This is a genomic window from Pseudomonas sp. GM30, from assembly GCF_000282275.2.
In the GTDB taxonomy this organism is placed as follows: domain Bacteria; phylum Pseudomonadota; class Gammaproteobacteria; order Pseudomonadales; family Pseudomonadaceae; genus Aquipseudomonas.
Genome location: NZ_AKJP02000030.1, coordinates 228823 through 255348 on the forward strand (window position 1 = coordinate 228823; position 26526 = coordinate 255348).

The following is a 26526-nucleotide window of genomic DNA, read 5'->3' on the forward strand; positions in this document are numbered from 1 at the left end:
GTGCGACGATCTCACCTGCCTGTATCTGCGTCCAATCGGAAGAATTGAAAAGCCTATCGATCAGCTCTATCGCCCATGGTTTCAAAGGCTTCGGCCGAGGTCAACGGCACCGATAGAGCAGCTCGATAATGTGGTTGGCCAGAGTGATTAGACAGTACTCATAAGTGGCACTTAGGCTGCCCGGCAATGAGATCAACTATTGTCGGAGATTTCCATGAGTGCGAAAGCGGATGCCCTGTTTGTCCCCCTGAACATTGCCGTACTGACCGTCAGCGATACTCGCGATTATGCGAGCGACACGTCCGGCCAATTGCTGGTCAGCCGATTGCTGGAGGCCGGTCATACCCTGAGCGAACGCAACCTGCTCAAGGATGACCTGTACAAGATCCGCGCCCAGGTCGCGCAGTGGATTGCCGACGACAGCATTCAGGTGGTGCTGATCACCGGCGGCACCGGCTTCACCGGACGCGACAGCACGCCGGAAGCGGTGGCTTGTCTGCTCGACAAGCAGATCGATGGGTTTGGTGAGTTGTTCCGCGCCATTTCGATTCTCGACATCGGCACCTCGACCGTGCAAAGCCGCGCGCTGGCCGGGCTGTCCAACGGCACGCTGGTGTGCTGCCTGCCGGGCTCGACCGGCGCCTGCCGCACCGCGTGGGAAGGCATCCTCGCCGAGCAACTGGATAACCGTCATCGCCCGTGCAACTTCGTGCCGCACCTCAAATCAGTCGCCGCCTGCGGGCCGCGCGGATGAGCAAGGCAGGATTGATGCCGGTCGAGGACGCCCTCGATCAGTTGCTCGGCATGGCCCATGAGCAACGTCTGGCCGACAGCGAATTACTGCCGCTCGACGAGGCACGTGGGCGGGTGCTGGCCAGTGATCTGGTGGCGACGCTCGACCTGCCGCCATGGCCGAACAGTGCCATGGACGGTTATGCCTTGAACCTGGCCGATCTGCATCGCCAGCCGTTGAAGGTGTCGCAGAAGGTCTACGCCGGCCAGGCGCCGGACGCGCTATTGCCCGGTACCTGCGCGCGGATCTTTACCGGCGCGCCACTGCCGCCGGGCGCCACCTGCGTCGAGATGCAGGAGAACGTCGAAGTGCTGGAGGACGGTCGCGTGCGTTTTTTGCAGCCGCTGAAAGCTGGGCAGAACATTCGTGCGCAGGGTCAGGAAAACCGCGTCGGCGACATCCTGCTGCGTGCCGGCAAACGCCTTGGGCCGTTCGAACTGGCGGTCGCCGCCGGGCAGGGGCTGGCACAGTTGCACGTGGTGCGTCGCCCGCGTGTGGCGCTGTTGTCGACCGGTGACGAACTGGTCGAACCGGGTCTGCCGCTGCGTCCCGGCAGCATCTACAACAGCAATCGTGTGCTGCTTGGCCACTGGCTGAAGGAACTGGGCTGCGAGGTGATCGACGCCGGGATCCTCCCGGATCGTCCGGCGCAGACGCGGCTCAAGCTTGAGCAACTGCAAGTGGCGGCTGACCTGATCCTGACCACCGGCGGGGTGTCTGCCGGCGATGCCGATTGCCTCGGGCAGGTGCTGCGCGAGGACGGCAAACCATTGCTGTGGAAACTGGCGATCAAGCCAGGCAAACCGTTGACCGTGGGCCATTTCGGCACGGTGCCGGTGATTGGCCTGCCGGGCAATCCGACTTCGGCGCTGGTGACCTTCGGTTTGCTGGCACGGCCGTATCTGCTGCGCATTCAGGGCGTGGAAGAGGTCATGCCGTTGAGCTTTACGGTGAACGCCGGGTTCGCCTGGAACAAGGCGGGCAGTCGTCGAGAGTATCTGCGGGTGCGGCTGGAGGCGGGGCGCGCGGTGTTGTATCCGAACCAGAGTTCCGGCGTTTTGCTCGGAGCGACCTGGGCCGATGGGCTGGCGGAAGTGCCGGAAAACAGCACCCACGGCATTGGCGATCCGCTGCGTTTCATACCCTTCAGCGAACTCTTCTGACCCCGACACAAATCAGAACTGTGGGAGCGAGCCTGCTCGCGATGACGGCGGCACAGTCAATATCTTCACTGACTGGTCAGCCGCTATCGCGAGCAGGCTCACTCCTACAGAGGGTATTTGTGTGGTCAGGAGAGTGGGATCAGCTCAGGACATAGTCCACCGGCAACAACATCGGTGGCAGATCGGTCTCACCCAGTTCGCTGAGAATATCGCGCTCGATGGTGCGCACCAGCGAGTCGGTCGCCAAATCGTTTTCGTCGCGGCCGAACGGGTCTTCCAGTTCATCGGCAATCGCATCCAGACCAAAGAACGTGTAGCTGACAATCGCCGTGAACAGCGGGGTCAGCCAGCCCAGCGGTTCGGCCATGGCGAACGGCAGCAGGATGCAGAACAGGTAGATCGTGCGGTGCAGCAGCAAGGTGTAGGGGAAGGGCAGCGGGGTGTTCTTGATCCGCTCGCACACCGCTTGCGCCTGAGTCAGGCTGGTCAGGTGATTCGCCAGTAGCATGTAGCGCCACTCAGTCAGTTCACCGCTTTGATGCAGGTCGGAGCACTGCTGGCCGACCTGTTGCAGAATCCGTCCGCTGTAGTCCGGCACCCGCGCATCGTGTTGCGGGGTGATCCACTTGCTGCTGGCCGCCGCTTCGCTTTCCCGGCGCAACCGTGCATTCAGTGAGTGGGCAAACCCGCAGAGGTTGAGCAGTAACGGCTTGCGTTGCACCGACTCACGGATGACATGGGTTTCGCGAATCACCGAACGAATGTGCACGATCACCTCGCCCCAGGCCTTGCGTGCTTCATACCAGCGGTCGTAGCAGGCGTTGTTGCGAAAATTCATGAAGATCGACAGCGACAGCCCGAGCAGGGTGAACGGCGTGGCGTTGACCTTGGTGAAGTTGCTCGGGTGAAGGATTTCCATCAGCACGATGGCCGAGGCGAGCAGGGTGACCATCAGGGTGCGCAGGGCGATGCGTTTGGCGATCGAACCCTTGAGGGTGAAGAGGATGGCGAACTGGTTGACCTTGGGTCTGACGATCATGCTGGGCGATCCCGGTTAAGCATGGAAATTGGCGGATCAACCGCCGGTCATGTTCATGAAACGAACCACTTGCACATCGTCGTTCACTTCAAAGTTGTGTCGATACGGCTTGAGCTTCATGGCTTGGATAATGGCTTTCTCCAGACGTTCCGGTTGCCCCGGATGAGCGCGCAGCACGGCTTTGAGATCCACCGAATGCTCGTTACCCAGACACAGTAGCAGGCGCCCCTCGACAGTCAGCCGCACCCGGTTGCAAGTACCGCAGAAATTGTGGCTGTGCGGCGAGATAAAGCCCAGACGAATGTCCGGCGCCTCGGCCAGCCGCCAGTAGCGCGACGGGCCTTGGGTCGACTCGGCGGAGTCGATCAGGGTGTAGCGTTCGGCGATTTTTTCGCGCACCTGGGCGCTGGAGAAAAACGACTCGGCGCGGCTGTGTTCACTGATGATTCCCAGCGGCATTTCCTCGATGAAGGAGACGTCGAGCTGGCGGTCGATGGCGAAGCTCACCAGATCGTTGATCTCCTGGTCGTTGCGCCCCTGCATCACCACCACGTTGAGTTTTGTTCGGGTGAAACCGGCCTTGCGCGCGGCATCGATGCCGTTGATCACCTGCGCCAGATCACCGGTGCGGGTCATTTGCCGGAAGCGCTCCGGGTCGAGGCTGTCGAGGCTGATGTTCAGGCGCTTGACCCCGGCGTCGAACAGCGGCGCGGCGAGTTTGCCCAACTGCGAGCCATTGGTGGTCATGCACAGCTCACGCAGGCCGGGCAGGGCGGCGATCTGCTCGCACAACTTGACCACGCCCGGACGGATCAGCGGCTCGCCACCGGTCAGGCGAATCTTGCGCGTGCCCAGCGCCACGAAGCTCTGCGCCAGTTGATAGATCTCCTCCAGGGTCAGCACTTGCTGGCGCGGCAGAAACTGCATGTCCTCGGCCATGCAATAGACGCAGCGGAAGTCGCAGCGGTCGGTGACCGACATGCGCAGATAGTCGACGCGGCGGTTGTAACCATCGATCAAGACACGCTCTGACATGACAGCCTCGCAAGAGTGATAAGTCCGCATTTACGGACCAGGTTGCCGCAGGTTATGGGCAAGTTAAGAGCACGTCCAATCACTGTTTATGAACGCTTGATTGAGCGCGTCGATGATCAATTATTTTTTCTCGAAAGTTGCCGCTTTAGTTTTGCAAGGCCCCGTAAACAAAGGGTTTTTCCTCGTGATAGAGGGTTTCGATAATGTGGTCATAAATAGCGATTAGACAATGTTTTGTAACGGTTCATATCCTTGCTCCGGCAACTGAAACGACCACTTTATTGCTGTGCAAAGTCGGCCGTCGCTGTTTAACCAAGATCAGGTTCATGCCTGTGTGCATCGTCATGGAGATGTCCCATGTCACAAGTCGACCGTTACAAACCTTACAAGGGTGCCGCTGCCGGTTGGGGGGCTGTGATCAGCCTGACCAAAAGCTGGCTGGGCAGTGAAAACGCCCTGAAAAACATCCGCGCCATGCTCAAGACCAACCAGAACGGCGGTTTCGACTGCCCGGGCTGTGCGTGGGGTGAAGCGCCCGGTGCGAGCATGCTCAAGTTTTGCGAGAACGGCGCCAAAGCGGTGAACTGGGAGGCCACCGGGCGCTTGGTCGATCCGGCGTTCTTCAACAAGTACACGGTATCGAGCCTGGCCGAGCAGAGCGACTACTGGCTGGAATATCAGGGCCGTCTGACCCATCCGATGCGTTACGACGCGCGGGTCGACCGCTATGTGGAAACCACCTGGGAAGATGCGTTCGCGTTGATCGCCGAACACCTCAAGGGTCTGAAATCGCCGCACGAGGCCGAGTTCTATACCTCGGGCCGGGCCAGCAACGAAGCGGCGTTTCTCTATCAGTTGTTCGTCCGCGCCTACGGCACCAACAACTTCCCGGACTGTTCGAACATGTGCCACGAAGCCAGTGCGGTGAGCATGGGCGAGACGCTCGGCGTCGGTAAAGGCACCGTGGTCTACGAGGATCTGCACCACGCCGACGCGATTTTCGTCATCGGCCAGAACCCCGGCACCAACCACCCACGGATGCTCGAACCGCTGCGTGAAGCGGTGAAACGCGGCGCGCAAGTGGTGTGCATCAACCCGCTGAAAGAGCGTGGCCTGGAACGTTTCCAGAACCCGCAGAACCCGCTCGAGATGCTCAGCAACGGCTGGGAAGCGACCAACACCGCGTACTTCCGCCCGGCGCTGGGTGGCGACATGGCAATGATTCGCGGCATGGTCAAATTCCTTCTGCAGTGGGAGCGTGAAGCCCAGGCCAGCGGCGGCGAACCGGTGTTCGACCATGCATTTATCGCCGAGCACACCTCGGGTCTGGACAGTTATCTGGCGGAGGTTGACGCCACGACTTGGGAGCACATTCTCGAGCAGTCCGGCGTGCCGTTGCACGACATCGAACTGGCCGCGCGCATGTATGGCCGCGCCAAAAGCGTGATCATGTGCTGGGCCATGGGCCTGACCCAACACGTGCACTCGGTGCCGACCCTGCAGGAAGTCATCAACCTGCAACTGCTGCGCGGCAACGTTGGCCGGCCGGGCGCGGGGCTGTCGCCGGTGCGCGGTCACAGCAACGTGCAGGGCGACCGCACCATGGGCATCAACGAACTGGCGCCGAAGGAGCTGATGGACGCCCTGGAAAAACGCTTCAACTTCAAAGTGCCGCGCATGCACGGCCACAACACCGTCATGGCGATCGGTGCGATGGAGCGGGGCGAGGCCAAGGTGTTTATCGGTCTGGGCGGCAACTTCGCTCAAGCCACGCCGGACACCCCGCGCACTCACGAGGCGATGCGCAAACTCGACCTGACCGTGCACATTTCGACCAAGCTCAACCGCAGCCATCTGGTCACCGGTCGCGACGCGTTGATCCTGCCGTGCCTCGGTCGCACCGACATCGACATCCAGGCCGAAGGCCCGCAAGGCGTGACCGTGGAAGACACCTTCAGCATGGTGCATTTGTCGTTCGGTCAACTGAAACCGAAGTCGGCGCATTTGAAATCCGAGCCGGCGATCATTGCCGGAATCGCCGCCGCCACGTTGGGCAAACACCCGATCGATTGGGAGTGGGCGGTGGGCGACTACGGGCGCATCCGCAACCTGATCGGCGACGTGATTCCGGGCTTCGAGAACTTCAACGAGAAGCTGTTGATCCCGGGTGGCTTCCACCTCGGCAACGATGCCTCGGACCGGGTCTGGAACACCGAGTCCGGCAAGGCCCAGTTCACCCCGTGCGTGCTGCCGGAACACCTGATCAGCGAGGGCGTGCGCAAGCTGTCGGTCAAGCCGGATCTGATCCTGCAGACCATGCGTTCCCACGATCAGTACAACACCACGCTGTACGGCCTCGATGACCGTTATCGCGGGGTCTACGGCATGCGCGACGTGATCTTCGCCAACGAACAGGACATCCAGCGACTCGGTTTCGAACCGGGGCAGAAGGTCGATCTGGTGGCGCTGTGGGATGACGAGCGCGAGCGGCGGGTCAGCGGTTTCACCCTGATCGCCTACGACATTCCGCCCGGTCAGGCGGCGGCGTATTACCCGGAAACCAACCCGCTGGTACCGCTGGAAAGCTACGGCGACCGGACCTACACGCCGACCTCGAAATTCGTCGCGATTCGCCTCGAAGCGGCCAAGGTCAGCAACCTGATCCCGTCGTCGCTGGCCTGACCCGCTACTTATAAAAATACTGGCAATTTGACTGGCTGCAGGCGTTCGCGCCTGGCGGTGGCCCGGCGACGTGCTGCCGCTTTTCAGCCTGGATGAGGACATCATCATGCTCAACCTGGAGGCACTGGACCTGGCGCGAATTCAATTCGCGTTCACGGTTTCGTTCCACATTATCTTCCCGGCGATCACCATCGGCCTGGCGAGTTTCCTCGCGGTACTCGAAGGTCTGTGGCTGAAAACCCGTGACGACACTTACCGCGATCTTTACCACTTCTGGTCAAAAATATTCGCCGTCAACTTCGGCATGGGCGTGGTCTCGGGGCTGGTCATGGCGTACCAGTTCGGCACCAACTGGAGCGGCTTTTCCGACTTTGCCGGGAGCATCACCGGGCCGTTGCTGACCTATGAGGTACTGACCGCATTTTTCCTTGAGGCCGGTTTTCTCGGGGTCATGCTGTTCGGCTGGAACCGTGTCGGCCGTGGCTTGCACTTCTTTGCCACGGTGATGGTCGCTATCGGCACGCTGATTTCAACCTTCTGGATTCTCGCCTCCAACAGCTGGATGCAGACCCCGCAGGGCTTCGAAATCGTCGACGGGCGGGTGATGCCGCTGGACTGGCTGGCGATCGTGTTCAACCCGTCGTTCCCGTTCCGGCTGGCGCACATGGCGATTGCCGCGTTCGTCGCCACGGCCTTCTTCGTGGGCTCGTCGGCGGCCTGGCATTTGCTGCGCGGCAACAACACCGCGCCGGTGCGCCGGATGTTTTCCATGGCGTTGTGGATGGCGCTGATCGTGGCGCCGATTCAGGCGGTGGTCGGTGACGCCCATGGCTTGAACACCCTGGAGCATCAACCGGCAAAAATCGCTGCAATCGAAGGCCACTGGGAAAACGCCGACAGCGGCCCGACGCCGCTGGTGCTGTTCGGCATCCCCGACATGCAGGCGGAGAAGACCAAGTACGCGCTGGAAATCCCGTACCTCGGCAGCGTGATCCTGACCCACAGCCTCGACAAGCAGATCCCGGCGCTCAAGAGCTTCCCGAAAGAAGACCGGCCGAACTCGACCATCATCTTCTGGAGCTTCCGCGTGATGGCCGGGCTGGGCATGTTGATGATCCTCGTCGGTGTGCTCGGTCTGGCGCTGCGCCGTGGCGGCAGGCTCTATCAGCATCGCGGCTTCCAGCGTCTGGTGTTGCTGATGGGGCCGAGCGGGTTGATCGCGTTGCTGGCTGGCTGGATCACCACCGAAGTCGGGCGCCAGCCGTGGGTGGTTTACGGCCTGATGCGCACCCATGACGCCGCGTCGCACCACTCGGTGGCGCAGATGAGCACCTCGCTGCTGCTGTTCGTGGTGATCTACTGCTCGGTGTTCACCGTGGGCATCGGCTACATGATGAAACTGGTGCGCAAGGGCCCGCAGCCGCACCACGAACATCCGCCGGCGGGCGAAGAATTGCAGACTCCGCGCCGGCCCATTTCGGCGGCTACCGCCCCTCTGAAGGAGCATTGAGTCATGGGTATTCAAGGTATCGATCTCTCGTTGATCTGGGGGGTGATCATTGCCTTCGGGGTGATGATGTACGTGATCATGGACGGCTTCGATCTGGGCCTGGGGATCCTGTTTCCGCTGATCCCCGATGAGCAGGAACGCGACGTGATGATGAACACCGTCGCCCCGGTGTGGGACGGCAACGAAACCTGGCTGGTGCTCGGTGGCGCGGCGCTGTATGGCGCGTTTCCACTGGCCTACGGGGTGATTCTGGAGGCGCTGTACCTGCCGCTGATCCTGATGCTCTGCGGGCTGATTTTCCGAGGCGTGGCGTTCGAGTTTCGCTTCAAGTCGTCGCCGCAAAAGCGTCACTGGTGGGACAAGGCGTTTATCGGTGGTTCGCTGCTGGCGACGTTCTCCCAAGGTGTGGCGATCGGCGCGTACGTATCGGGCATTCCCGTGGTGAATCGGCAGTTTGCCGGTGGCGGCCTGGACTGGCTGGCGCCGTTCCCGCTGGTGTGTGGCGTCGGTCTGGTGGTGGCGTATGCGATGCTGGGCAGCACTTGGCTGCTGGTCAAGACCGAAGGCATGCTCGAGTCGCGGATGCGTCTGTTCACCCGTCCGCTGGCGTGGTTGCTGACGGCGATGGTGGTGGTGATTGGTGCGTGGACGCTGAAGTTGCACCCGGAGCTGGCCACTCGCTGGTCGACCAGCGGACACCTGATGGTATTCGCCGGGTTGGTGGCGCTGGCGCTGCTGGCGTTGTTCGGGTTGTTGCGCACCTTGCGTCAGCGTCACACCCACTGGCCGTTCGTGTTCACTCTGGTGCTGATGCTGCTCGGTTACATCGGTCTGGCGCTGAGCATCTGGCCGAACATCATCCCGCCATCGGTGAGCCTGTGGGCAGCGGCATCACCGCCGTCGAGCCAGTTGTTCGCCTTGATCGGCGCTCTGTTCATCCTGCCGGTGATCCTGATGTACACCTTCTGGAGCTACTACGTATTCCGCGGCAAAGTGAGGATTGGCGATGGCTACCATTGATTCGCGTGAGGTCAGATCCTCCCGCTGGTACAAGCGTCTGGGCTGGTTGTTGCTGATCTGGCTCGGCAGTGTGGTATCGCTCGCGGTGGTGGCGAGTGTGCTGAAACTGGCGATGTATGCAGCGGGAATGAGGACCCACTGATCTGAAAAACCGGAGCCTTGGCTCCGGTTTTTTTGTGCCCGGCGTTCTGCAATCGCTGATCAAACCTGTGGCAGCGGCGTGAAATCGGCAGACATAAAAAAGGCGTCCCGAAGGACGCCAAAAAATTCACCTCTGACCAAAGGAGCAAGGAGCTTCTAAAGGTGAATGGTATTGCTCGGGAAACTCAGAGAATTGCCAGCGGGTATTCGACGATCACCCGCACCTCATCCAGGTCCGACTCGAACGCCGTGGCACGGGTGGTGGCCTGGCGCAAGCGCAGCGACAGGTCTTTCATCGAACCGCTCTGCACCACGTATTTGACTTCGACGTCGCGCTCCCAGCGTTTCTGGTCGCTCAGCGGATTGCCTTCGGCATCGCGGCGCATGTACACGGCGTTGGCGTTGGAATAGTCGGCGTCGGTGCCGCGCGCGTAACGGGTCATGAACGACAGACCGGGTACGCCGTAAGGGCTCATATCGAGGTCGTAACGCACCATCCACGAACGCTCTTTCGGCGAGTTGAAGTCGCTGTACTGGATCGAGTTGTCGAGGAAGATCGAGTCCGACTGGCGCAGGTAATCGAAGTCGTCGTTGCCGTTGTTGCGCTGGTGGGAGAGGGCGACGGAGTGCGCGCCGAGTTTCACGCCGACGCGGCCGCTCCAGATGTTGTTGTCGAACTGGCCGAGCAGTTGTTTGCCTTCGTCGACCGCTTTGTAATAGTTCAGGCCGCCGAACAGCGACAGCTCGTCCGACAATGGATAGGTCCAGGCGGTGCCCGCGTAATACTGGTTCCAGGCGTCCTTGAGTCGGCTGGAGTACAGGCTGAAACTGAGGTTCTTGTTCAGCACATAATCGCCGCCGCCGTAAGCGATCCACGGCGAATTGACTGGACCTGCGTAGAACGTGGCGAAGTTTTCGCGCATGTCGCTGGACACTGGCTGGCTCATCGCATGCAGGCGTCCGCCCTGAATCGACAGACCGTCGATGCTGGTGCTGCTCGCCGTCACGCCGCGAAAGCTCTCCGGCAGCAGTCGCGAGTCACCGGCGGCCACCACCGGGTTGGCCGGGAACACATCACCGACCTTGATCACCGTGTCGAAGGCCCGCACTTTGGCGGCGCCACCGACCTTGGTGTATTCATCCCGCGCCTGGCCGTCACGGTTGACCGGCAGTACATCGAACGAACTGCGCCCACCGTTGCGCCCGTCACCGGTGTCGAGTTTCAAGCCAAGCAGGGCAAACGCATCGACACCGACCCCGACGGTGCCTTGAGTGAAACCGGATTCGAACTTGCTGATCACTGCATGCGCCCAGGCTTCGGAGTAACCGTTGCCAGTGGGGCTGGACTGGCCATTGCGATGATCACGATTGAAGTAGAAGTTGCGGTTGAGCACGGTCAGGCTGCTGCCTTCGACAAAGCCCTCAGGCTTGTCTTCTGCAAACACCATGGACGGCCCTGAGCCGACCACCACCGCTAAAGCGGCCATCGATATTTTTGTAGGGTTAACCATCAAACACTCCTTGGGTTCGGCAGAACGGGAACGTGCGTCGGCGTGGTTTTATTGTTCGGCGGGGCAGGGCCCGCCGGCATTGGTCGCCGGGTCACATCGTTGCAAGCTGCGGATAACGCCAAGGTGATGGGGGAATTACAATTTCGTCATGTGGCTGGAATGAAAACCCTGTATCAGGTCAGGGCTGCGAGTTGTTCGATTGTCTGTGGAAAACGCTCGACCAGACGGATCAGCGTTGTGGCCTGAGCATTGGGCGTTGCTCGTCCTTGCTCCCAGTTTTCGAGCGTTCGCGTGTTGGTGCGTAGATACATTGCGAATACTGACCGGGAGAGATTAAGTTGCTGACGGATGGCTACCACTTCCTCAGCAGTGATCGGCATCAGTTTTGGCAGCTGAACCTTGTGGGTACGCAAGGTGATTTTGCCTTGGCGTTCATCGGCCAGTGCTTCCAGTCCATCCATCAGTTCGGAAAAAATGTCACGTTTCATAGTGGCTTCTCGCGTTGAGTTCTCTATCCAGCGTTTTTCTGAAAAGTTTTTTCTGGGCAGGCGTCAAATCGTCCTGCTCGTTTTTGTTGTAGACGGTAAAGAGCCAGAACTGATCGAAGCCTGACCACCAGTAATAAATCACTCGTAATCCGCTGCGCTTGCCTTTCCCTCTTCGTTGGTCGCTAAAGCGAATTTTACGAAGCCCGCCTGTGTCCTCGATGAGATCGCCCGCTTCCGGATTTTTCAGCAACTCCAGTTGAAAGCTGCGAAACAGATCGTCATCCAGATAGTCGTCTCGGTGCTTCTGAAATACAGGCAATTCGATAAATAGAGCATCCATGTTCTGTACGTTACCTACGTATAGTGTTGTCTCGATAATCGAATCGGTCAAGGCTTCCTGGCCTTGCTTTTCGTCCCTTTTTCAAAGGTAGACTCCGGTCGTAAAAACACCTGTAGGACGAATCGACGAGTGTGGTGAGAACGTTCGATTGAGTAGCGAGGAGGCTTAGCAATTGACGTGTAAGAACAATCCGCAGCACTATCACCCCATGACTGTCCAACCTCGAATGACCATGATGTGCTCCTCCATGACCGCTTCCGGCGGGCCATGAGGTCATACGTTTTTGTCATTTGACGTGTACCCAAAGCCCCGCCAGCAATGGACGGGGCTTTTTCATTGCCCGTCCGCACATGGCTCATGGAGAGAGAAATGTTCGACATCAGAAGAGCGACCCCGGACGATGCCCGGATAGCGTTCGACATTCGGCGACAGGCCATTCGACATCAATGTATCGGTGCCTATAGCGAGCGACAGATGCTCGAGTGGACCAAGGGTTGCGCTGAGGACGGTTACGACACGCTGATGCAAAAGCATTTCTATCTGGGCTGCATTGAGGGTGAACCCGTGGCAACCGGCATGCTCGATCTGGAGCACCGTGAAATCGGCGCGATCTTCATTCGCCCGGATTTCATGCAGCGTGGGCTGGGCAAGCGTGTTCTGTTCTTTCTCGAAGATTTGGCGCGGGATCTCGGACTGACCGAGGTGTGCCTGGACGCAACATTGAATGCGGTCGACTTTTATCGTCGCTGCGGTTATGTCGGGGAGGAGAGTGCGGTTTATCAATCACCTTCGGGTCTGCAACTGGCCTGCGTGCCGATGGTGAAGAAACTGTGATGCCATTGTGGCGAGGGAGCTTGCTCCCGCTGGGCTGCGGAGCAGGCCCCGCTTCTCAGCTGAACAGCGGGGCCGCTTCGCGTCCCAGCGGGAGCAAGCTCCCTCGCCACAGGTTATTTGTTGCTACATGGAATCCATAAAACAAAAACGGCACCCGAAGGTGCCGTTTCCGTTTCCAGCCAGCCGAGCAATCAGCCCGCCAGACCCGCCTGCTGAACCAGAGTCAGCAATGGCTGCGGGTACACACCGAGGAAGAACGCAACCAGAGCGATGGCCAGCAGCATTACGCCGCCTGCCTTCTGTTCCCAGTGCAGCTGGGCGTCGTGGCGGCGCAGGTTCGGTTCGATCAGGTACAGGGTGACCATCACGCGCAGGTAGTAGAACACGCCGATGGCGCTGCCCAGTACTAAGGAACCGACCAGCCACCATTGGTGCGACTCGACACCGGTGGCGATGATGTAGAACTTGCCGATGAAGCCAGCGGTCAGCGGGATACCGGCCAGCGACAGCATCATCACGGTCAGTACGGCGGTCAGGTACGGACGGCGCCAGAACAGGCCGCGGTACTCGTACAGCGCATCGGCGTCGCGACCGTTGTATGGCGAGGACATCAGGGTGATCACGCCGAACGCGCCAAGGCTGGTGATCACGTAGGTGACCAGGTACACGCCGATGGCTTCCACCGCCAGACCCTTGCTCGCCACCAAAGCGATCAGCAGGTAGCCGAAGTGCGCGATGGACGAGTAACCGAGCAGACGCTTGAGGTTGCTCTGGGTCAGGGCCAGCAGGTTACCGAACAGGATCGAGGCGACGGCGATCACGCTCAGCACGTCGCTCAGCACGCCACTGCTCGCGGCAGGGGAGATCTGGAACAGACGCACCATCACCGCGAACACGGCAACCTTAGACGCCGTGGCGAGGAACGCGGCGACCGGCGCCGGAGCACCTTCGTACACGTCCGGCGTCCACAGGTGAAACGGAACCAGCGACAGTTTGAACGCCAGACCGATCAGCATCATGCCCAGGCCCAGCTGAGCCAGCGAGCTCGGCAGGTTGGTGGTGGCCAGTGCCTGACCGATACCGTTGAAGCTCAGGGTGCCGGCGTCAGCGTAGAGCAGCGCCATACCGAACAACAGGAACGCGGAACCGGCGGCCGACAGCACCATGTACTTGATGCCGGCTTCCAGCGAACGCTTGTTGAAGAAGGCGTAAGCCACCAGACCGTAGACCGGCACCGACAGCAGCTCCAGACCGATGAACAAACCGGCCAGGTGCTGCGCGCTGACCAGAACCAGACCACCGGCGGCGGCCATCAGGATCAGCAGGTACAGTTCTTCACGGTTGCCCGGGTAACCCGAACCGCCATCGCCGAGGTAGGCGTGGGCGAGGGTCACACAGGCGAGGGTGGCGACCAGGATCAGCGCCATGTACAGGCAGGCGAAGGTGTCGATCTGCAGCAATGGGGTCACGGCCAGAGGCGCGACTTTCAGGGCTGGCAGGATCGACAGCAAGGCCAGGTTCAGACCGGCGACCGAGATCAGGAAGGTCTGCGAGTGGTTGCGGCGCCAGGCGATTGCCAGCATCACCACGATAATGGTGAGGCTGGTGATCAACAGTGGCGCAAGCGCAATAAAGTGTTGAATCGTGAATTCCATAGCGCTCTTACCGGGCCGAAGCGAGTTGAGTGAAGGCGGTGCCGAGCCACTGCTGCACGCCATGCATCGTGGCGGCGGAAGTGTCGAGGAACGGTTGCGGGTAGACGCCGAGGTAAACCAGCAGCACCGCAAGGCCCAGCACCATGATCAGTTCGCGACCGTCCATGCCATGCAGGATCGAATCCGATTTCGACGGACCGAAGTAGGCACGGTGAATCATGATCAGCGAGTAGACCGAACCGAACACCAGACCGGAGGTGGCAATCGCGGTGATCCATGGCGCACTGGCGAAGGTGCCGATCAGGATCAGGAACTCGCCGACGAAGTTACCGGTACCCGGCAGCCCCAGCGAGGCGGCTGCAAAGAACAGGCTGATCGCCGGCAGGTAAGCGATACGCGACCACAGACCGCCCATCTCACGCATGTCCCGAGTGTGCAGACGCTCGTACAGCTGACCGCTGAGGATAAACAGGGCCGCGGCCGACAGACCGTGCGCGAGCATCTGGATCACGGCACCCTGCAGCGCCAGTTGGCTGCCGGAGTAGATGCCGATCAACACGAAGCCCATGTGGGAAACGGACGAGAAGGCGATCAGACGCTTGATGTCGGTTTGCGCGAAAGCGAGGAACGCACCGTAGAAGATCCCGATCAGACCGAGGGTCATGGCGATCGGCGCGAATTCGGCCGAGGCGTTCGGGAACAGCGGCAGGGCGAAACGCAGCAGACCGTAGGCGGCGGTTTTCAGCAGGATACCGGCGAGGTCGACGGAACCGGCAGTCGGCGCCTGGGCGTGGGCATCAGGCAGCCACGAGTGGAACGGTACGACTGGCAGCTTGACCGCGAAGGCGATGAAGAAGCCGAGCATCAGGATGTACTCGGTGGTCATCGACATCTTGGTCTTCAACAGGTCGGCGTAGTTGAAGGTAATCACGCCGGTGTTGTTGAAGTTGACCAGCACCAGACCGAGGATCGCCACCAGCATGATCAGGCCGGAAGCCTGAGTGAAGATGAAGAACTTGGTCGCTGCGTAGATCCGGGTTTTCTTGCCGTCCGAAGAACTGTGACCCCAGAGCGCGATGAGGAAGTACATCGGCACCAGCATCATTTCCCAGAAGAAGAAGAACATGAACAGGTCGAGGGCGAGGAACACGCCAACAACACCGCCCAGGATCCACATCAGGTTCAGGTGGAAGAAGCCAACGTGACGCTGGATCTCTTTCCACGAGCAGAGTACCGAGAGGATACCCAGCAGACCGGTCAGCAGGATCATCAACAGCGACAGGCCGTCGAGGGCCAGGTGCACGTTGATGCCGAAGCGCTGGATCCAGACGTGCTTGAACTCAAGCGCCCAGGTTGGATCGGCGCCAGGCGCCGGAGCAAATGAATAGTCACCGTGGGCCCACAGCCAGAGGCCGAGGGCGAGTTCCAGGGTCATGGTCAACAGCGCAATCCAGCGGGGGAGGGTAGCGCCGAAGCGCTCACCCATCCAGCACAGCAGGCCGCCGATGAAGGGGATCAGGATTAGCCAAGGCAGAATCATGACGGGCTCGTTTCCTTTCGCAAATTCGCAAGGTTCATATCAGACCGCTACCAGCACGATGGCGCCGATTACCAGCACGGCACCAGCAGCCATCGAGGCGGCATACCAACGCAGTTGACCGGTCTCGGTGCGGCTCAGGGCGGTGTGACCACCCTTGGCCATACGCGGGATCAGACCGATGGTCTGGTCGAGCGGGTCTCTGCGCAGTACATGGCTGATCGCAAGGTACGGCTTGACGAACAGTTTGTCGTAGATCCAGTCGAAGCCCCAGGCAGCGAACCACCAGGCCGAAAGGAAACGGCCGATGCCGCTGTTGGCGATCGCGGTCACGAAGCGACGCTTGCCGAGGAACAGCAGGGCCGCCAGCAGGATACCGGCCAGAGCAATGGCGCCCGAGGCGATTTCCAGACTGTGCTTGGCTTCGCCACCGGCATGGCCAACGCTTTCAGGCAGTACGCCGTGCAGCGGCGGAACGATCATGGCGCCGACGAAGGTCGACAGCACGATCAGCACCGACAGTGGCAGCCAGTGCGAGATGCCGTGACCGGCGTGGGCTTCGGTCTTGGCTTCACCGTGGAACGTGATGAAGATCAGGCGGAAGGTGTACAGCGAGGTCATGAACGCGCCGACCAGACCGGCGTAGAGCAGACCGTGGTTGCCGCTGGCGAACGCTTCCCAGAGGATTTCGTCCTTGGAGTAGAAACCGGCGGTGACCAGAGGCAGGGCGGCCAGTGCAGCACCACCGACGATGAAGCTGGCGTAGGCCAGTGGCAGTTTTTTCCACAGACCGCCCATCTTGAAGATGTTCTGCTCGTGGTGGCAGGCAACGATCACCGCACCGGAAGCAAGGAACAGCAGGGCCTTGAAGAAGGCGTGGGTCATCAGGTGGAAAATCGCGCCATCCCAGGCGCCAACGCCCAGCGCCAGGAACATGTAGCCGATCTGGCTCATGGTCGAGTAGGCGAGGATACGTTTGATGTCGGTCTGTACCAGAGCGGCGAAACCTGCGAGAACCAGCGTCACACCACCGACGATGCCGACCAGGTGCAGGATTTCCGGCGCCAGGGTGAACAGACCGTGGGTACGGGCGATCAGGTAGACACCGGCGGTCACCATGGTCGCGGCGTGGATCAGTGCCGACACCGGGGTCGGACCTGCCATCGCGTCCGCGAGCCAGGTCTGCAGTGGCAGTTGCGCCGATTTACCGACCGCACCACCCAGCAGCATCAGGGTCGCCAGGGTGATCCAGAAGTCGCCGACCTGGAATTTCTGCGGTGCCAGCACCAGCAGTTCCTGGATGTTCAGCGTGCCCACTTGCTGGAACAGGATGAACAGGCCGATGGCCATGAACACGTCGCCGATCCGGGTCACGATGAAGGCCTTGAGTGCGGCGTTACCGTTGTTGCGGTTGCTGTAGTAGAAACCGATCAACAGGTACGAGCACAGGCCCACGCCTTCCCAGCCGAAGTACAGGAACAACAGGTTATCGCCGAGGACCAGGAACAGCATGCTGGCGATAAACAGGTTGGTGTACGAGAAGAAGCGCGAGTAACCCGCTTCGCCGCGCATGTACCAGGACGCGAACAGGTGGATCAGGAAACCGACACCCACCACCACGCCGAGCATGGTGATCGACAGGCCGTCGATGTAGAGGGCGAAGTCAGGCTTGAAGCCTTCGACCGCCATCCACTTCCACAGCACCAGGGTGTAGTGACCGCCCTCGGGAGGCGCGACGTTGAATTGCCAGATGACGTAGGCGGCGACAATCGCCGACAGGCCGATGGAACCCACGCCGATCAGCGCCGAGAGGTTTTCCGACCAGCGTCCACGGGAGAACGACAGCAGCAGGAAACCGATCAGAGGGAATACGAAAGTCAGAAAGATTAGGTTCATCCGCGCATCTCACTGGCAGCGTCGATATCGAGCGTGTGGAAGCGGCGATACAGTTGCAGCAGGATCGCCAGGCCAATACTGGCCTCGGCGGCTGCCAGGCTGATCACCAGGATGAACATGATCTGTCCATCCGGTTGCGCCCAGCGGGCGCCCGCAACGATGAAGGCCAGGGCAGAGGCGTTCATCATCACTTCCAGACTCATCAACACGAACAAAATGTTGCGGCGGACCATCAGGCCGACCAGACCAAGGCAGAACAGGATGCCGGCAACGGCCAATCCATGTTCGAGAGGGATAGCAGGCATGTCTTACTCCTTCGCCTCGTTACGGCCCAAATGGAACGCCGTGACGGCTGCGGCGAGCAGCAGCATCGAGGCGAGTTCGACCACCAGCAGATACGGACCGAACAGGCTGACGCCCACGGCTTTTGCATCGACGGTGGTGTGGCCGATGGCCTGACCGCTCTGGTGAGCGAACAGCACATACAGCAGTTCGGCCAGCAGCAGGGCGGCGAGAATCACCGGCCCTGCCCAGATACCGGGCTTGAGCCAGGTGCGTTCCTGCTGAACCGAGGCGGGACCCAGGTTCAGCATCATCACCACGAACACGAACAGCACCATGATGGCGCCGGCGTAGGCGATCACTTCCAGCACGCCGGCGAACGGTGCGCCGAGGGCGAAGAAGGTCATGGCCACGGCGATCAACGAGATGATCAGGTAGAGCAGGGCGTGCACAGGGTTGGTGTTGGTGACCACACGTAGCGTGGACACCACCGCGATACCCGATGCGAAATAGAAAGCGAATTCCATCGTTCTTCCTTAAGGCAGCAAGCTCTTCACGTTGATCGGTTCGGCTTCGTTCTGTGCGGAGCCTTTCGGCTTGCCAGCGATTGCCATACCTGCAACACGATAGAAGTTGTAATCAGGGTTTTTGCCGGGGCCGGAGATCAAAAGATCTTCTTTCTCGTACACCAGGTCCTGACGTTTGAACTCGGCCATCTCGAAATCCGGGGTCAGCTGGATTGCGGTGGTCGGACAGGCTTCCTCGCAGAGACCGCAGAAAATGCAGCGCGAGAAGTTGATACGGAAGAAGTCCGGGTACCAGCGACCGTCTTCGGTTTCAGCTTTCTGCAGCGAGATGCAACCTACTGGGCACGCCACGGCGCACAGGTTGCAGGCTACGCAACGCTCTTCGCCATCGGGGTCACGGGTCAGGACGATGCGACCACGGTAGCGTGGCGGCAGGTAGACCGGCTCTTCCGGGTATTGCAGGGTGTCGCGCTTGCGAAAGCCATGGCCGAAGACCATGACCAGGCTGCGCAACTGGGTACCGGTACCCTTAACGATGTCGCCAATATATTTGAACATGGGTCAAATCCTCACTGAACCGCAACCGCAGGTGTGTTCCACAACACAACCGCAGCGGTTATCAGCAAATTGATCAGGGTCAGTGGCAGGCAGAATTTCCAGCTGAAATCCATCACCTGGTCATAACGCGGACGCGGGATGGATGCGCGCAGCAGGATGAACAGCATGATGAAGAACGCGGTCTTCAGTGCGAACCAGACGAAGGACAGTTGCGGCAGGATGCCGAACGGACCGTGCCAGCCACCGAAGAACAGGGTGACCAGCAGCGCCGAGATCAGGATGATGCCGATGTATTCACCGACGAAGAACATGCCCCATTTCATACCGGCGTATTCAATGTGGTAACCGTCGGCCAGTTCCTGTTCCGCTTCCGGCTGGTCGAACGGGTGACGGTGAGTCACGGCGACGCCAGCGATGAAGAAGGTACAGAAGCCGAAGAACTGCGGAATGATGAACCACAGGTTCTGCGCCTGGTACTCGACGATGTCGCGCATGTTGAACGAGCCGACCTGCACCACGATGCCCATCAGGGCCAGGCCCATGAACACTTCGTAGGACACGGTCTGCGCCGAGGCCCGCAAGCTGCCGAGCAGGGCGAACTTGTTGTTACTCGACCAGCCGGCGAACAGCACCGCGTAGACCGACAGACCGGCCATGGCGAAGAAGAACAGCAGGCCGATGTTCAGATCCGCGACGCCCCAGGTCGGGGTGATCGGGATGATCGCAAACGCGATCAGTAGGGCGGACATGGCCACCACCGGTGCCAGGGTGAAGATCACCTTGTCGGCAAACGGCGGGGTCCAGTCTTCCTTGAAGAACATCTTCAGCATGTCGGCGGCGATCTGGAACATGCCGAACGGGCCAACGCGGTTCGGACCGTAACGGTCCTGCCACCAGCCCAGCAGGCGACGTTCGACAAAGCTGAGCAACGCGCCTGCGACCACAACGGCCAGCAGAATCACGATGGCTTTGATGACCGTCAGGATCACATCGATCACTTCAGGGGTGAACCAGGTCATTGCGCTGCCTCCTGCAGACCGTCGACGGACACGCCGGCGAATGCCGGTGGAATGCCGGCGATGCCCGCAGGCAAGGCCACCAGACCAGCGCCCAGTTCTTCATTGATGCGCAGCGGCAGACGCAGGGTCTGGCCGGCCACGTTCAGGCTCAGCAGGGCACCGTCGTTGACGCCCAGGCGATCCGCTTCGGATTTGGCCAAAGCCACGTATGGAGCCGGGATGCGTTCCTGCACCGGCGCGGCTTTCGACGAGTTTTCGTCGCTGCCGAACAGGTGATAGAACGGCACGGCCTGCCAGGTGCCCGGCGCCGGGTTGAATGCGCGCGGAGCGGCTGCGAACCAGTTCAGCGAATCACCGGTGCTTTCGATCAGGCGGGTGCCCGGGTCGCCAGCACGCAGGTGACCACCGACTTCGTCCTGGAACTTGTTCCACGCTTGTGGCGAGTTCCAGCCCGGCGACCAGGCGAATGGCACTTGCTGACGCGGTTCGGTCGAGCCCGAGTAACCTTCCATGGAGAAGGCGAACGCGGTGTCTTTGTCCTGCGGGGTGCGCGGTTCGTGAACGCTGATGTCGGCGCGCATCGCGGTGCGACCGGAATAACGCAGCGGCTCACGCGCCAGTTTCAGACCCTTGATGCGGAACGCGGCGGATGGAGCGGCATCGACGATGCGCGCCAGTTGCTCGGTGCTCGACGCCACGGCAGCGGTGACGTGGTCGAGTTGCGTCCAGTCGATCGGCTGATTCAGCAGGGTCGAGCGCAGGGCGTGCAGCCAGCGCCAGCCTTCGTGAACCAGGATGCTTGCGTCCATGTATTGCGGATCGAAAACCTGGAAGAAACGCTGGGCGCGGCCTTCCTGGCTGACCAGCGTACCGTCGCCTTCAGCGAAGCTCGCCGCTGGCAGCACCAGTTGCGCGCGGTCGGTGGTGGCGGTTTTCTGGTGGTCGGCAACGATTACTACTTTCGCAGCGTTCAGCGCGGCATCGACCTTGGCTTTCGAGGTGCGGGTGTACAGATCGTTTTCCAGCACGACGATGGCGTCGGCCTTGCCATCGATCACGGCTTGCAGCGCCGCGTCGACCGATTCGCCACCGAGCATGGCCAGGCCAAGGCTGTTGGCTTCCGGCACGATCAGGCTGATCGAACCGTTCTTCTCGCGCAGCTTCAGGGCTTTGGCGATGTTCGCCGCCGCTTCGATCAAGGCTTTGGAACCCAGCGAAGTACCGGCGATGATCAGCGGACGTTTGGCCGCGAGCAGGGCGTCAGCGATACGCTGAGCCAGTTCCAGTGCTTCGGCGTCCAGACCTTCGACGGCAGGGGCGCTGGCGTCCAGGGCGTGAGCCACGGCGAAACCAAGGCGCGCCAGATCGTCCGGAGCTGCGTGAACGCATTCTTCAGCAATGTCGTCGAGCTTGGTTTCGGCCAGGCTGGCGATGAACAGCGGGTTCAGTTCGTGCTGACCGATGTTCTTCACTGCGGCGTCGAGCCACGGCTGCACGCGCATGGCTTCGGCCATGTCTTCGGCCTTGCCTTTTACCGACTGACGCAGGGCCAGGGCCATACGGGCGGCAGTCTGGGTCAGGTCTTCACCGAGGACGAACACGGCGTCGTGGTCTTCGATGTCGCGCATGTTCGGCACGGGCAGCGGGCTGTCTTTGAGCACTTGCAGAACCAGACGGATGCGCTCCAGCTCAGAGGCTTCGATACCGGAGTAGAAGTGCTCGGCGCCGACCAGTTCGCGCAACGCGTAGTTGCTTTCGAGGCTGGCGCGTGGCGAACCAATACCGACGATGTTGCGCCCGCGCAGCAGATCGGCCGCCTTGTCCAGCGCCTGATCCAGGCCCAGCTTGGTGCCGTCGGCCAGCATTGGCTGACGTGGACGGTCGGTGCGGTTGACGTAGCCATAACCGAAACGGCCACGGTCGCACAGGAAGTACTGGTTCACCGAACCGTTGAAACGGTTTTCGATGCGACGCAGTTCGCCATAACGCTCGCCCGGGGAGATGTTGCAACCGCTGGAGCAGCCATGGCAGATGCTCGGCGAGAACTGCATGTCCCATTTACGGTTGTAGCGCTCGGAGTGAGTCTTGTCGGTGAACACACCGGTCGGGCAGACCTCGGTGAGGTTGCCGGAGAACTCGCTTTCGAGGGTGCCGTCTTCAACGCGACCGAAGTACACGTTGTCGTGGGCGCCGAACACACCGAGGTCGGTGCCGCCGGCGTAGTCCTTGTAGAAACGCACGCAGCGGTAGCAGGCGATGCAGCGGTTCATTTCGTGGGAAATGAACGGGCCGAGTTGCTGGTTCTGGTGGGTGCGTTTGGTGAAGCGATAACGGCGCTCGTTGTGGCCGGTCATCACCGTCATGTCTTGCAGGTGGCAGTGACCGCCTTCTTCGCACACAGGGCAGTCGTGCGGGTGGTTGGTCATCAGCCATTCGACAACACTGGCGCGGAACGCCTTGGATTCTTCATCGTCGATGGAGATCCAGGTGTTGTCGGTGGCAGGGGTCATGCAGGACATGACGATGCGACCACGGGTGTCGTTCTCGTCGGTGTACTGCTTGACCGCGCACTGGCGGCAGGCCCCGACGCTACCAAGCGCGGGGTGCCAGCAGAAATAAGGGATGTCGAGGCCCAGCGACAGACATGCCTGTAACAGGTTGTCTGCCCCGTCGACTTCGAGCGCTTTGCCGTCTACGTGGATAGTGGCCATGGTTCAAAGGTCTTCGTTGGCCCGGTGTCAGCGGGCGTGGCTAATGGAATCTTGTTATCCGTCCGAATCCAGTCAGCCCCGAAAGGCGTCATCGGACGAAAGGCGAAGGGCACGGACCCTTCGCCTTTTTAAGCGTTTACGCGCCGATTACGATCGGCCTTGCCAGAGGCGGGACGGCGGCGCTTACAGGCGCGATACCGGCTTCGAACTCTGGACGGAAGTATTTGATGGCACTGCCCAACGGCTCCACGGCACCCGGTGCGTGAGCACAGAAGGTCTTGCCTGGGCCGAGGAAGCCGACCAGACCCAGCAGGGTCTCGATGTCGCCTGGCTGACCGCGGCCTTCTTCGATGGCCATCAAGAGCTTGACGCTCCATGGCAAGCCATCACGGCACGGGGTGCAGAAGCCACAGGACTCGCGGGCGAAGAACTGCTCCATGTTGCGCAGCAAGGAAACCATGTTGACGCTGTCGTCCACCGCCATCGCCAGGCCGGTACCCATCCGGGTGCCCACTTTGGCGATGCCGCCGGCATACATTTGCGCGTCGAGGTGTTCCGGCAACAGGAAACCGGTACCGGCGCCACCTGGCTGCCAGGCCTTGAGCTTGTAACCGTCGCGCATGCCGCCGGCGTAGTCTTCGAACAATTCGCGACCGGTGACGCCGAATGGCAGTTCCCACAGGCCCGGATTCTTGACCTTGCCGGAGAAGCCCATGAGCTTGGTGCCCATGTCTTCGCTGCCTTCGCGGGCCAACGATTTGTACCAGTCAACGCCGTCGGCAATGATCGCCGGCACGTTGCACAGGGTTTCAACGTTGTTCACGCAGGTCGGCTTGCCCCACACGCCGACGGCGGCAGGGAAGGGCGGCTTGGAGCGCGGGTTGGCGCGGCGGCCTTCGAGGGAGTTGATCAGTGCGGTTTCTTCACCGCAGATGTAACGCCCGGCGCCGGTGTGGACGAACAGTTCGAAGTCGAAACCGCTGCCCAGAATGTTTTTACCCAGCAGGCCCGCAGCCTTGGCTTCTTCCACGGCACGATTCAAGTGCTTGGCGGCGGTGGTGTACTCGCCACGCAGGAAGATGTAGCCACGGTAGGTTTTCAGCGCGCGGGCACTGATCAGCATGCCTTCGATCAGCAGATGGGGCAGTTGCTCCATCAGCATGCGGTCTTTCCAGGTGTTCGGCTCCATTTCATCTGCGTTGCACAGCAGGTAGCGGATGTTGATGGATTCGTCCTTGGGCATCAGGCCCCACTTCACACCAGTGGGGAAGCCTGCACCGCCACGACCTTTGAGGCCGGCGTCTTTCACGGTCTGGACGATGTCGTCCTGAGCCATGTCGGCGAAGGCTTTGCGCGCAGCAGCGTAACCGTTCTTGGCCTGGTATTCGTCGAGCCACACGGCTTCGCCGTCGTCACGCAGACGCCAGGTCAGCGGGTGAGTCTCGGCCGAACGCTTGATGCGGTTGGCGGGACCGAAAGATGTCAGGGTCATACGTAGCCCTCGAGCAGTTTGGCCACGCCGGCAGGCTGCACGTCGCCAAAGGTGTCGTCGTCGATCATCAGCGCCGGTGCCTTGTCGCAGTTGCCGAGGCAGCAGACAGGCAGCAGGGTGAAACGACCGTCGGCGGTGGTCTGACCCAGGCCGATGCCCAGATTGTTCTGGATCTCGCTGACCACCGACTCGTGGCCGCCGATGTAGCAGACCATGCTGTCGCAGACGCGGATGATGTGGCGGCCGACCGGCTGGCGGAAGATCTGGCTGTAGAACGTCGCCACGCCTTCAACGTCGCTGGCCGGGATGCCGAGGATTTCGCCGATCGCGTACAGGGCGCCATCCGGCACCCAGCCGCGTTCTTTCTGAACGATTTTCAGGGCTTCGATCGACGCCGCACGCGGGTCTTCGTAGTGATGCAGCTCGTGCTCGATGGCCGAGCGCTCGGTTTCACTCAAGGTGAAACGGTCTGTCTGGATAAGCGTGCTGTTCATGCTTAGCGGTCCACGTCGGCCATAACGAAGTCGATACTACCCAGGTACGCAATCAAGTCCGCGACCATGCTGCCTTTGATCACCGAAGGGATCTGTTGCAGGTGCGGGAAGCTCGGAGTACGGATCCGGGTACGGTAGCTCATGGTGCCGCCGTCGCTCGTCAGGTAATAACTGTTGATGCCCTTGGTCGCTTCGATCATCTGGAAGGATTCGTTGGCCGGCATGACCGGGCCCCACGAAACTTGCAGGAAGTGCGTGATCAGGGTTTCGATGTGCTGCAGCGTGCGCTCTTTCGGCGGCGGCGTGGTCAGCGGGTGATCCGCCTTGTACGGGCCTTCCGGCATGTTGCGCAGGCACTGGTCGATGATCTTGATGCTCTGGCGCATCTCCTCGACGCGGACCATGCAGCGATCGTAGGCATCGCCGTTGGCGGCCAGCGGTACTTCGAATTCGAAGTTCTCGTAGCCGGAGTATGGACGCGCTTTACGCAGGTCGAAGTCGCAACCGGTCGAACGCAGGCCGGCACCGGTGACGCCCCATTCCAGAGCCTCTTTGGTGTTGTACTGCGCGACGCCGATGGTACGGCCCTTGAGGATGCTGTTCTGCAGGGCAGCCTTGGTGTATTCGTCGAGGCGTTTTGGCAGCCATTCAACGAAGTCTTTCACCAGTTTGTCCCAGCCGCGCGGCAGGTCGTGGGCAACGCCACCGATGCGGTACCAGGCCGGGTGCAGGCGGAAACCGGTGATGGCTTCGATCACCGTGTACGCCTTCTGGCGGTCGGTGAAGGTGAAGAACACCGGGGTCATGGCGCCGACGTCCTGGATGTAGGTACCCAGGAACAGCAGGTGGCTGGTGATCCGGAAGAACTCGGCCATCATGATGCGGATGACGTCGACCTTCTCTGGCACTTTAATGCCGGCCAGCTTCTCGACCGAGAGCACGTACGGCAGGTTGTTCATCACGCCGCCGAGGTAATCGATACGGTCGGTGTACGGGATGAAGCTGTGCCAGGACTGACGCTCGGCCATCTTCTCGGCGCCACGGTGGTGGTAACCGATGTCCGGCACGCAGTCGACGATCTCTTCACCATCGAGTTGCAGAATGATGCGGAACGCACCGTGGGCCGAAGGGTGGTTCGGGCCGAGGTTGAGGAACATGTAGTCCTCGTTGGCCCCGGAACGCTTCATGCCCCAGTCTTCAGGACGGAAGCGCGCGGCCTCTTCCTCAAGCTGCTGCTTGGCGAGGTTGAGGCTGAACGGATCGAATTCGGTGGCGCGCGCCGGGAAGTCCTTGCGCAGCGGGTGACCTTCCCAGGTCGGCGGCATCATGATGCGCGACAGGTGCGGGTGGCCTTTGAAGTCGATGCCGTACATGTCCCAGACTTCACGCTCGTACCAGTTGGCGTTCGGCCAGATGCTGGTGACGGTCGGCAAGCTCAGGTCGCTTTCGGACAAGGCGACTTTGATCATCACGTCACTATTACGCTCAAGCGACATGAGGTGATAGAACACGGTGAAATCGGCGCCCGATGGCAGCCCTTGACGCTTGGTGCGCAGACGCTCGTCCACGCCGTGCAGGTCATAGAGCATGACGTACGGCTTGGGCAGGTTGCGCAGGAAGGTCAGGACTTCGACGAGTCTGGCGCGCGCCACCCACAGCACCGGCATGCCGGTGCGGGTCGACTGAGCGGTGAACGCTTCGGCGCCAAAACGGTTGTTCAATTCGACGACCACATCCTGGTCGTCTGCCTTATAAGGCGGGATGTACAGAGCGCTGCCTGTAGTCATGGTTATTTTTTC

At 60.8% G+C, this 26526-nt stretch carries 23 protein-coding genes; 7 read left to right on the forward strand and 16 right to left on the reverse strand.

What is annotated here, in order from left to right:
* Positions 1 to 214: 214 nt before the first annotated feature.
* Positions 215 to 754 (forward strand): molybdenum cofactor biosynthesis protein B, encoded by a 540-nt coding sequence (moaB, locus tag PMI25_RS24565; RefSeq protein ID WP_007964888.1) that lies wholly within the window; start codon positions 215 to 217, stop codon positions 752 to 754.
* A complete protein-coding gene (locus PMI25_RS24570; RefSeq protein ID WP_007964887.1) occupies positions 751 to 1956 on the forward strand; it encodes a molybdopterin molybdotransferase MoeA in 1206 nt (401 codons plus the stop codon). Before moaB ends, PMI25_RS24570 begins: the two co-directional genes overlap by 4 nt.
* Before the next feature lie 139 nt (positions 1957 to 2095).
* Here PMI25_RS24570 and PMI25_RS24575 read toward each other — a convergent pair whose 3' ends face one another.
* Both PMI25_RS24575 and moaA read right to left on the reverse strand, forming a co-directional pair.
* A complete protein-coding gene (locus tag PMI25_RS24575; RefSeq protein ID WP_007964886.1) occupies positions 2096 to 2995 on the reverse strand; it encodes a bestrophin family protein in 900 nt (299 codons plus the stop codon).
* 36 nt (positions 2996 to 3031) lie between these two features.
* Entirely contained in the window at positions 3032 to 4030 is a 999-nt protein-coding gene (gene moaA, locus PMI25_RS24580) for a GTP 3',8-cyclase MoaA (RefSeq protein WP_007964884.1), read from the reverse strand.
* A 357-nt stretch (positions 4031 to 4387) separates the two neighbouring features.
* On the opposite strand from moaA, the gene PMI25_RS24585 reads away from it, so the two are divergent.
* From PMI25_RS24585 to PMI25_RS28320, 4 genes are all read left to right on the forward strand, one after another.
* Positions 4388 to 6712, forward strand: coding sequence for an FdhF/YdeP family oxidoreductase (locus PMI25_RS24585; protein ID WP_007964881.1), 2325 nt, complete (start codon positions 4388 to 4390; stop codon positions 6710 to 6712).
* A gap of 106 nt (positions 6713 to 6818) precedes the next feature.
* Positions 6819 to 8222, forward strand: coding sequence for a cytochrome ubiquinol oxidase subunit I (locus tag PMI25_RS24590; RefSeq protein ID WP_007964879.1), 1404 nt, complete (start codon positions 6819 to 6821; stop codon positions 8220 to 8222).
* 3 nt (positions 8223 to 8225) lie between these two features.
* The gene (cydB, locus tag PMI25_RS24595; RefSeq protein ID WP_007964876.1) at positions 8226 to 9242 is read left to right on the forward strand and encodes a cytochrome d ubiquinol oxidase subunit II; all 1017 of its coding nucleotides are present in this window, start codon (positions 8226 to 8228) and stop codon (positions 9240 to 9242) included.
* Positions 9229 to 9384 (forward strand): DUF2474 family protein, encoded by a 156-nt coding sequence (locus PMI25_RS28320; protein WP_007964874.1) that lies wholly within the window; start codon positions 9229 to 9231, stop codon positions 9382 to 9384. The genes cydB and PMI25_RS28320 overlap by 14 nt, the downstream gene beginning before the upstream one ends.
* Before the next feature lie 184 nt (positions 9385 to 9568).
* Here PMI25_RS28320 and PMI25_RS24600 read toward each other — a convergent pair whose 3' ends face one another.
* The 3 genes from PMI25_RS24600 to PMI25_RS24610 all read right to left on the reverse strand — a co-directional run bounded on the left by PMI25_RS24600 (position 9569) and on the right by PMI25_RS24610 (position 11722).
* Positions 9569 to 10894, reverse strand: coding sequence for an OprD family porin (locus tag PMI25_RS24600; protein ID WP_007964872.1), 1326 nt, complete (start codon positions 10892 to 10894; stop codon positions 9569 to 9571).
* 173 nt (positions 10895 to 11067) lie between these two features.
* Complete coding sequence (locus tag PMI25_RS24605) at positions 11068 to 11382, reverse strand: helix-turn-helix domain-containing protein (protein ID WP_007964870.1); 315 nt, start codon at positions 11380 to 11382, stop codon at positions 11068 to 11070.
* Positions 11372 to 11722 (reverse strand): toxin, encoded by a 351-nt coding sequence (locus PMI25_RS24610; protein WP_007964869.1) that lies wholly within the window; start codon positions 11720 to 11722, stop codon positions 11372 to 11374. The genes PMI25_RS24605 and PMI25_RS24610 overlap by 11 nt, the downstream gene beginning before the upstream one ends.
* Positions 11723 to 12091: 369 nt before the next feature.
* Here PMI25_RS24610 and PMI25_RS24615 point away from each other — a divergent pair, with 369 nt between their 5' ends.
* Positions 12092 to 12556 carry a GNAT family N-acetyltransferase gene (locus PMI25_RS24615; protein WP_007964867.1) on the forward strand — a complete coding sequence of 155 codons (465 nt, stop codon included), beginning with the start codon at positions 12092 to 12094 and terminating at the stop codon, positions 12554 to 12556.
* Between the two features lie 191 nt (positions 12557 to 12747).
* On the opposite strand, the gene nuoN is transcribed toward PMI25_RS24615, so the two are convergent.
* The 11 genes from nuoN to nuoC form a co-directional block, all read right to left on the reverse strand.
* A complete protein-coding gene (nuoN, locus tag PMI25_RS24620) occupies positions 12748 to 14211 on the reverse strand; it encodes an NADH-quinone oxidoreductase subunit NuoN (protein ID WP_007964865.1) in 1464 nt (487 codons plus the stop codon).
* Between the two features lie 7 nt (positions 14212 to 14218).
* A complete protein-coding gene (gene nuoM, locus PMI25_RS24625) occupies positions 14219 to 15751 on the reverse strand; it encodes an NADH-quinone oxidoreductase subunit M (protein WP_007964863.1) in 1533 nt (510 codons plus the stop codon).
* A gap of 39 nt (positions 15752 to 15790) precedes the next feature.
* Complete coding sequence (gene nuoL / locus PMI25_RS24630) at positions 15791 to 17644, reverse strand: NADH-quinone oxidoreductase subunit L (protein WP_007964862.1); 1854 nt, start codon at positions 17642 to 17644, stop codon at positions 15791 to 15793.
* Positions 17641 to 17949 (reverse strand): NADH-quinone oxidoreductase subunit NuoK, encoded by a 309-nt coding sequence (nuoK, locus tag PMI25_RS24635; RefSeq protein WP_003180046.1) that lies wholly within the window; start codon positions 17947 to 17949, stop codon positions 17641 to 17643. The genes nuoL and nuoK overlap by 4 nt, the downstream gene beginning before the upstream one ends.
* 3 nt (positions 17950 to 17952) lie before the next feature.
* Positions 17953 to 18453: an NADH-quinone oxidoreductase subunit J gene (gene nuoJ, locus PMI25_RS24640; protein WP_003223793.1), complete on the reverse strand. Its 501-nt coding sequence runs from the start codon at positions 18451 to 18453 to the stop codon at positions 17953 to 17955.
* Positions 18454 to 18462: 9 nt separating this feature from the next.
* The gene (gene nuoI, locus PMI25_RS24645; RefSeq protein ID WP_003223795.1) at positions 18463 to 19011 is read right to left on the reverse strand and encodes an NADH-quinone oxidoreductase subunit NuoI; all 549 of its coding nucleotides are present in this window, start codon (positions 19009 to 19011) and stop codon (positions 18463 to 18465) included.
* A gap of 11 nt (positions 19012 to 19022) precedes the next feature.
* Entirely contained in the window at positions 19023 to 20030 is a 1008-nt protein-coding gene (gene nuoH, locus PMI25_RS24650) for an NADH-quinone oxidoreductase subunit NuoH (protein ID WP_007964859.1), read from the reverse strand.
* On the reverse strand, positions 20027 to 22741 hold the full coding sequence (gene nuoG / locus PMI25_RS24655) for an NADH-quinone oxidoreductase subunit NuoG (protein WP_007964856.1): 2715 nt from the start codon (positions 22739 to 22741) through the stop codon (positions 20027 to 20029). Before nuoG ends, nuoH begins: the two co-directional genes overlap by 4 nt.
* A 136-nt stretch (positions 22742 to 22877) precedes the next feature.
* Positions 22878 to 24233, reverse strand: a complete 1356-nt coding sequence (gene nuoF, locus PMI25_RS24660; protein ID WP_007964854.1) for an NADH-quinone oxidoreductase subunit NuoF — start codon at positions 24231 to 24233, stop codon at positions 22878 to 22880.
* Positions 24230 to 24727, reverse strand: coding sequence for an NADH-quinone oxidoreductase subunit NuoE (gene nuoE / locus PMI25_RS24665; protein WP_003223804.1), 498 nt, complete (start codon positions 24725 to 24727; stop codon positions 24230 to 24232). Before nuoE ends, nuoF begins: the two co-directional genes overlap by 4 nt.
* A 2-nt stretch (positions 24728 to 24729) precedes the next feature.
* A complete protein-coding gene (gene nuoC / locus PMI25_RS24670) occupies positions 24730 to 26514 on the reverse strand; it encodes an NADH-quinone oxidoreductase subunit C/D (protein ID WP_007964852.1) in 1785 nt (594 codons plus the stop codon).
* Positions 26515 to 26526 lie beyond the last annotated feature (12 nt).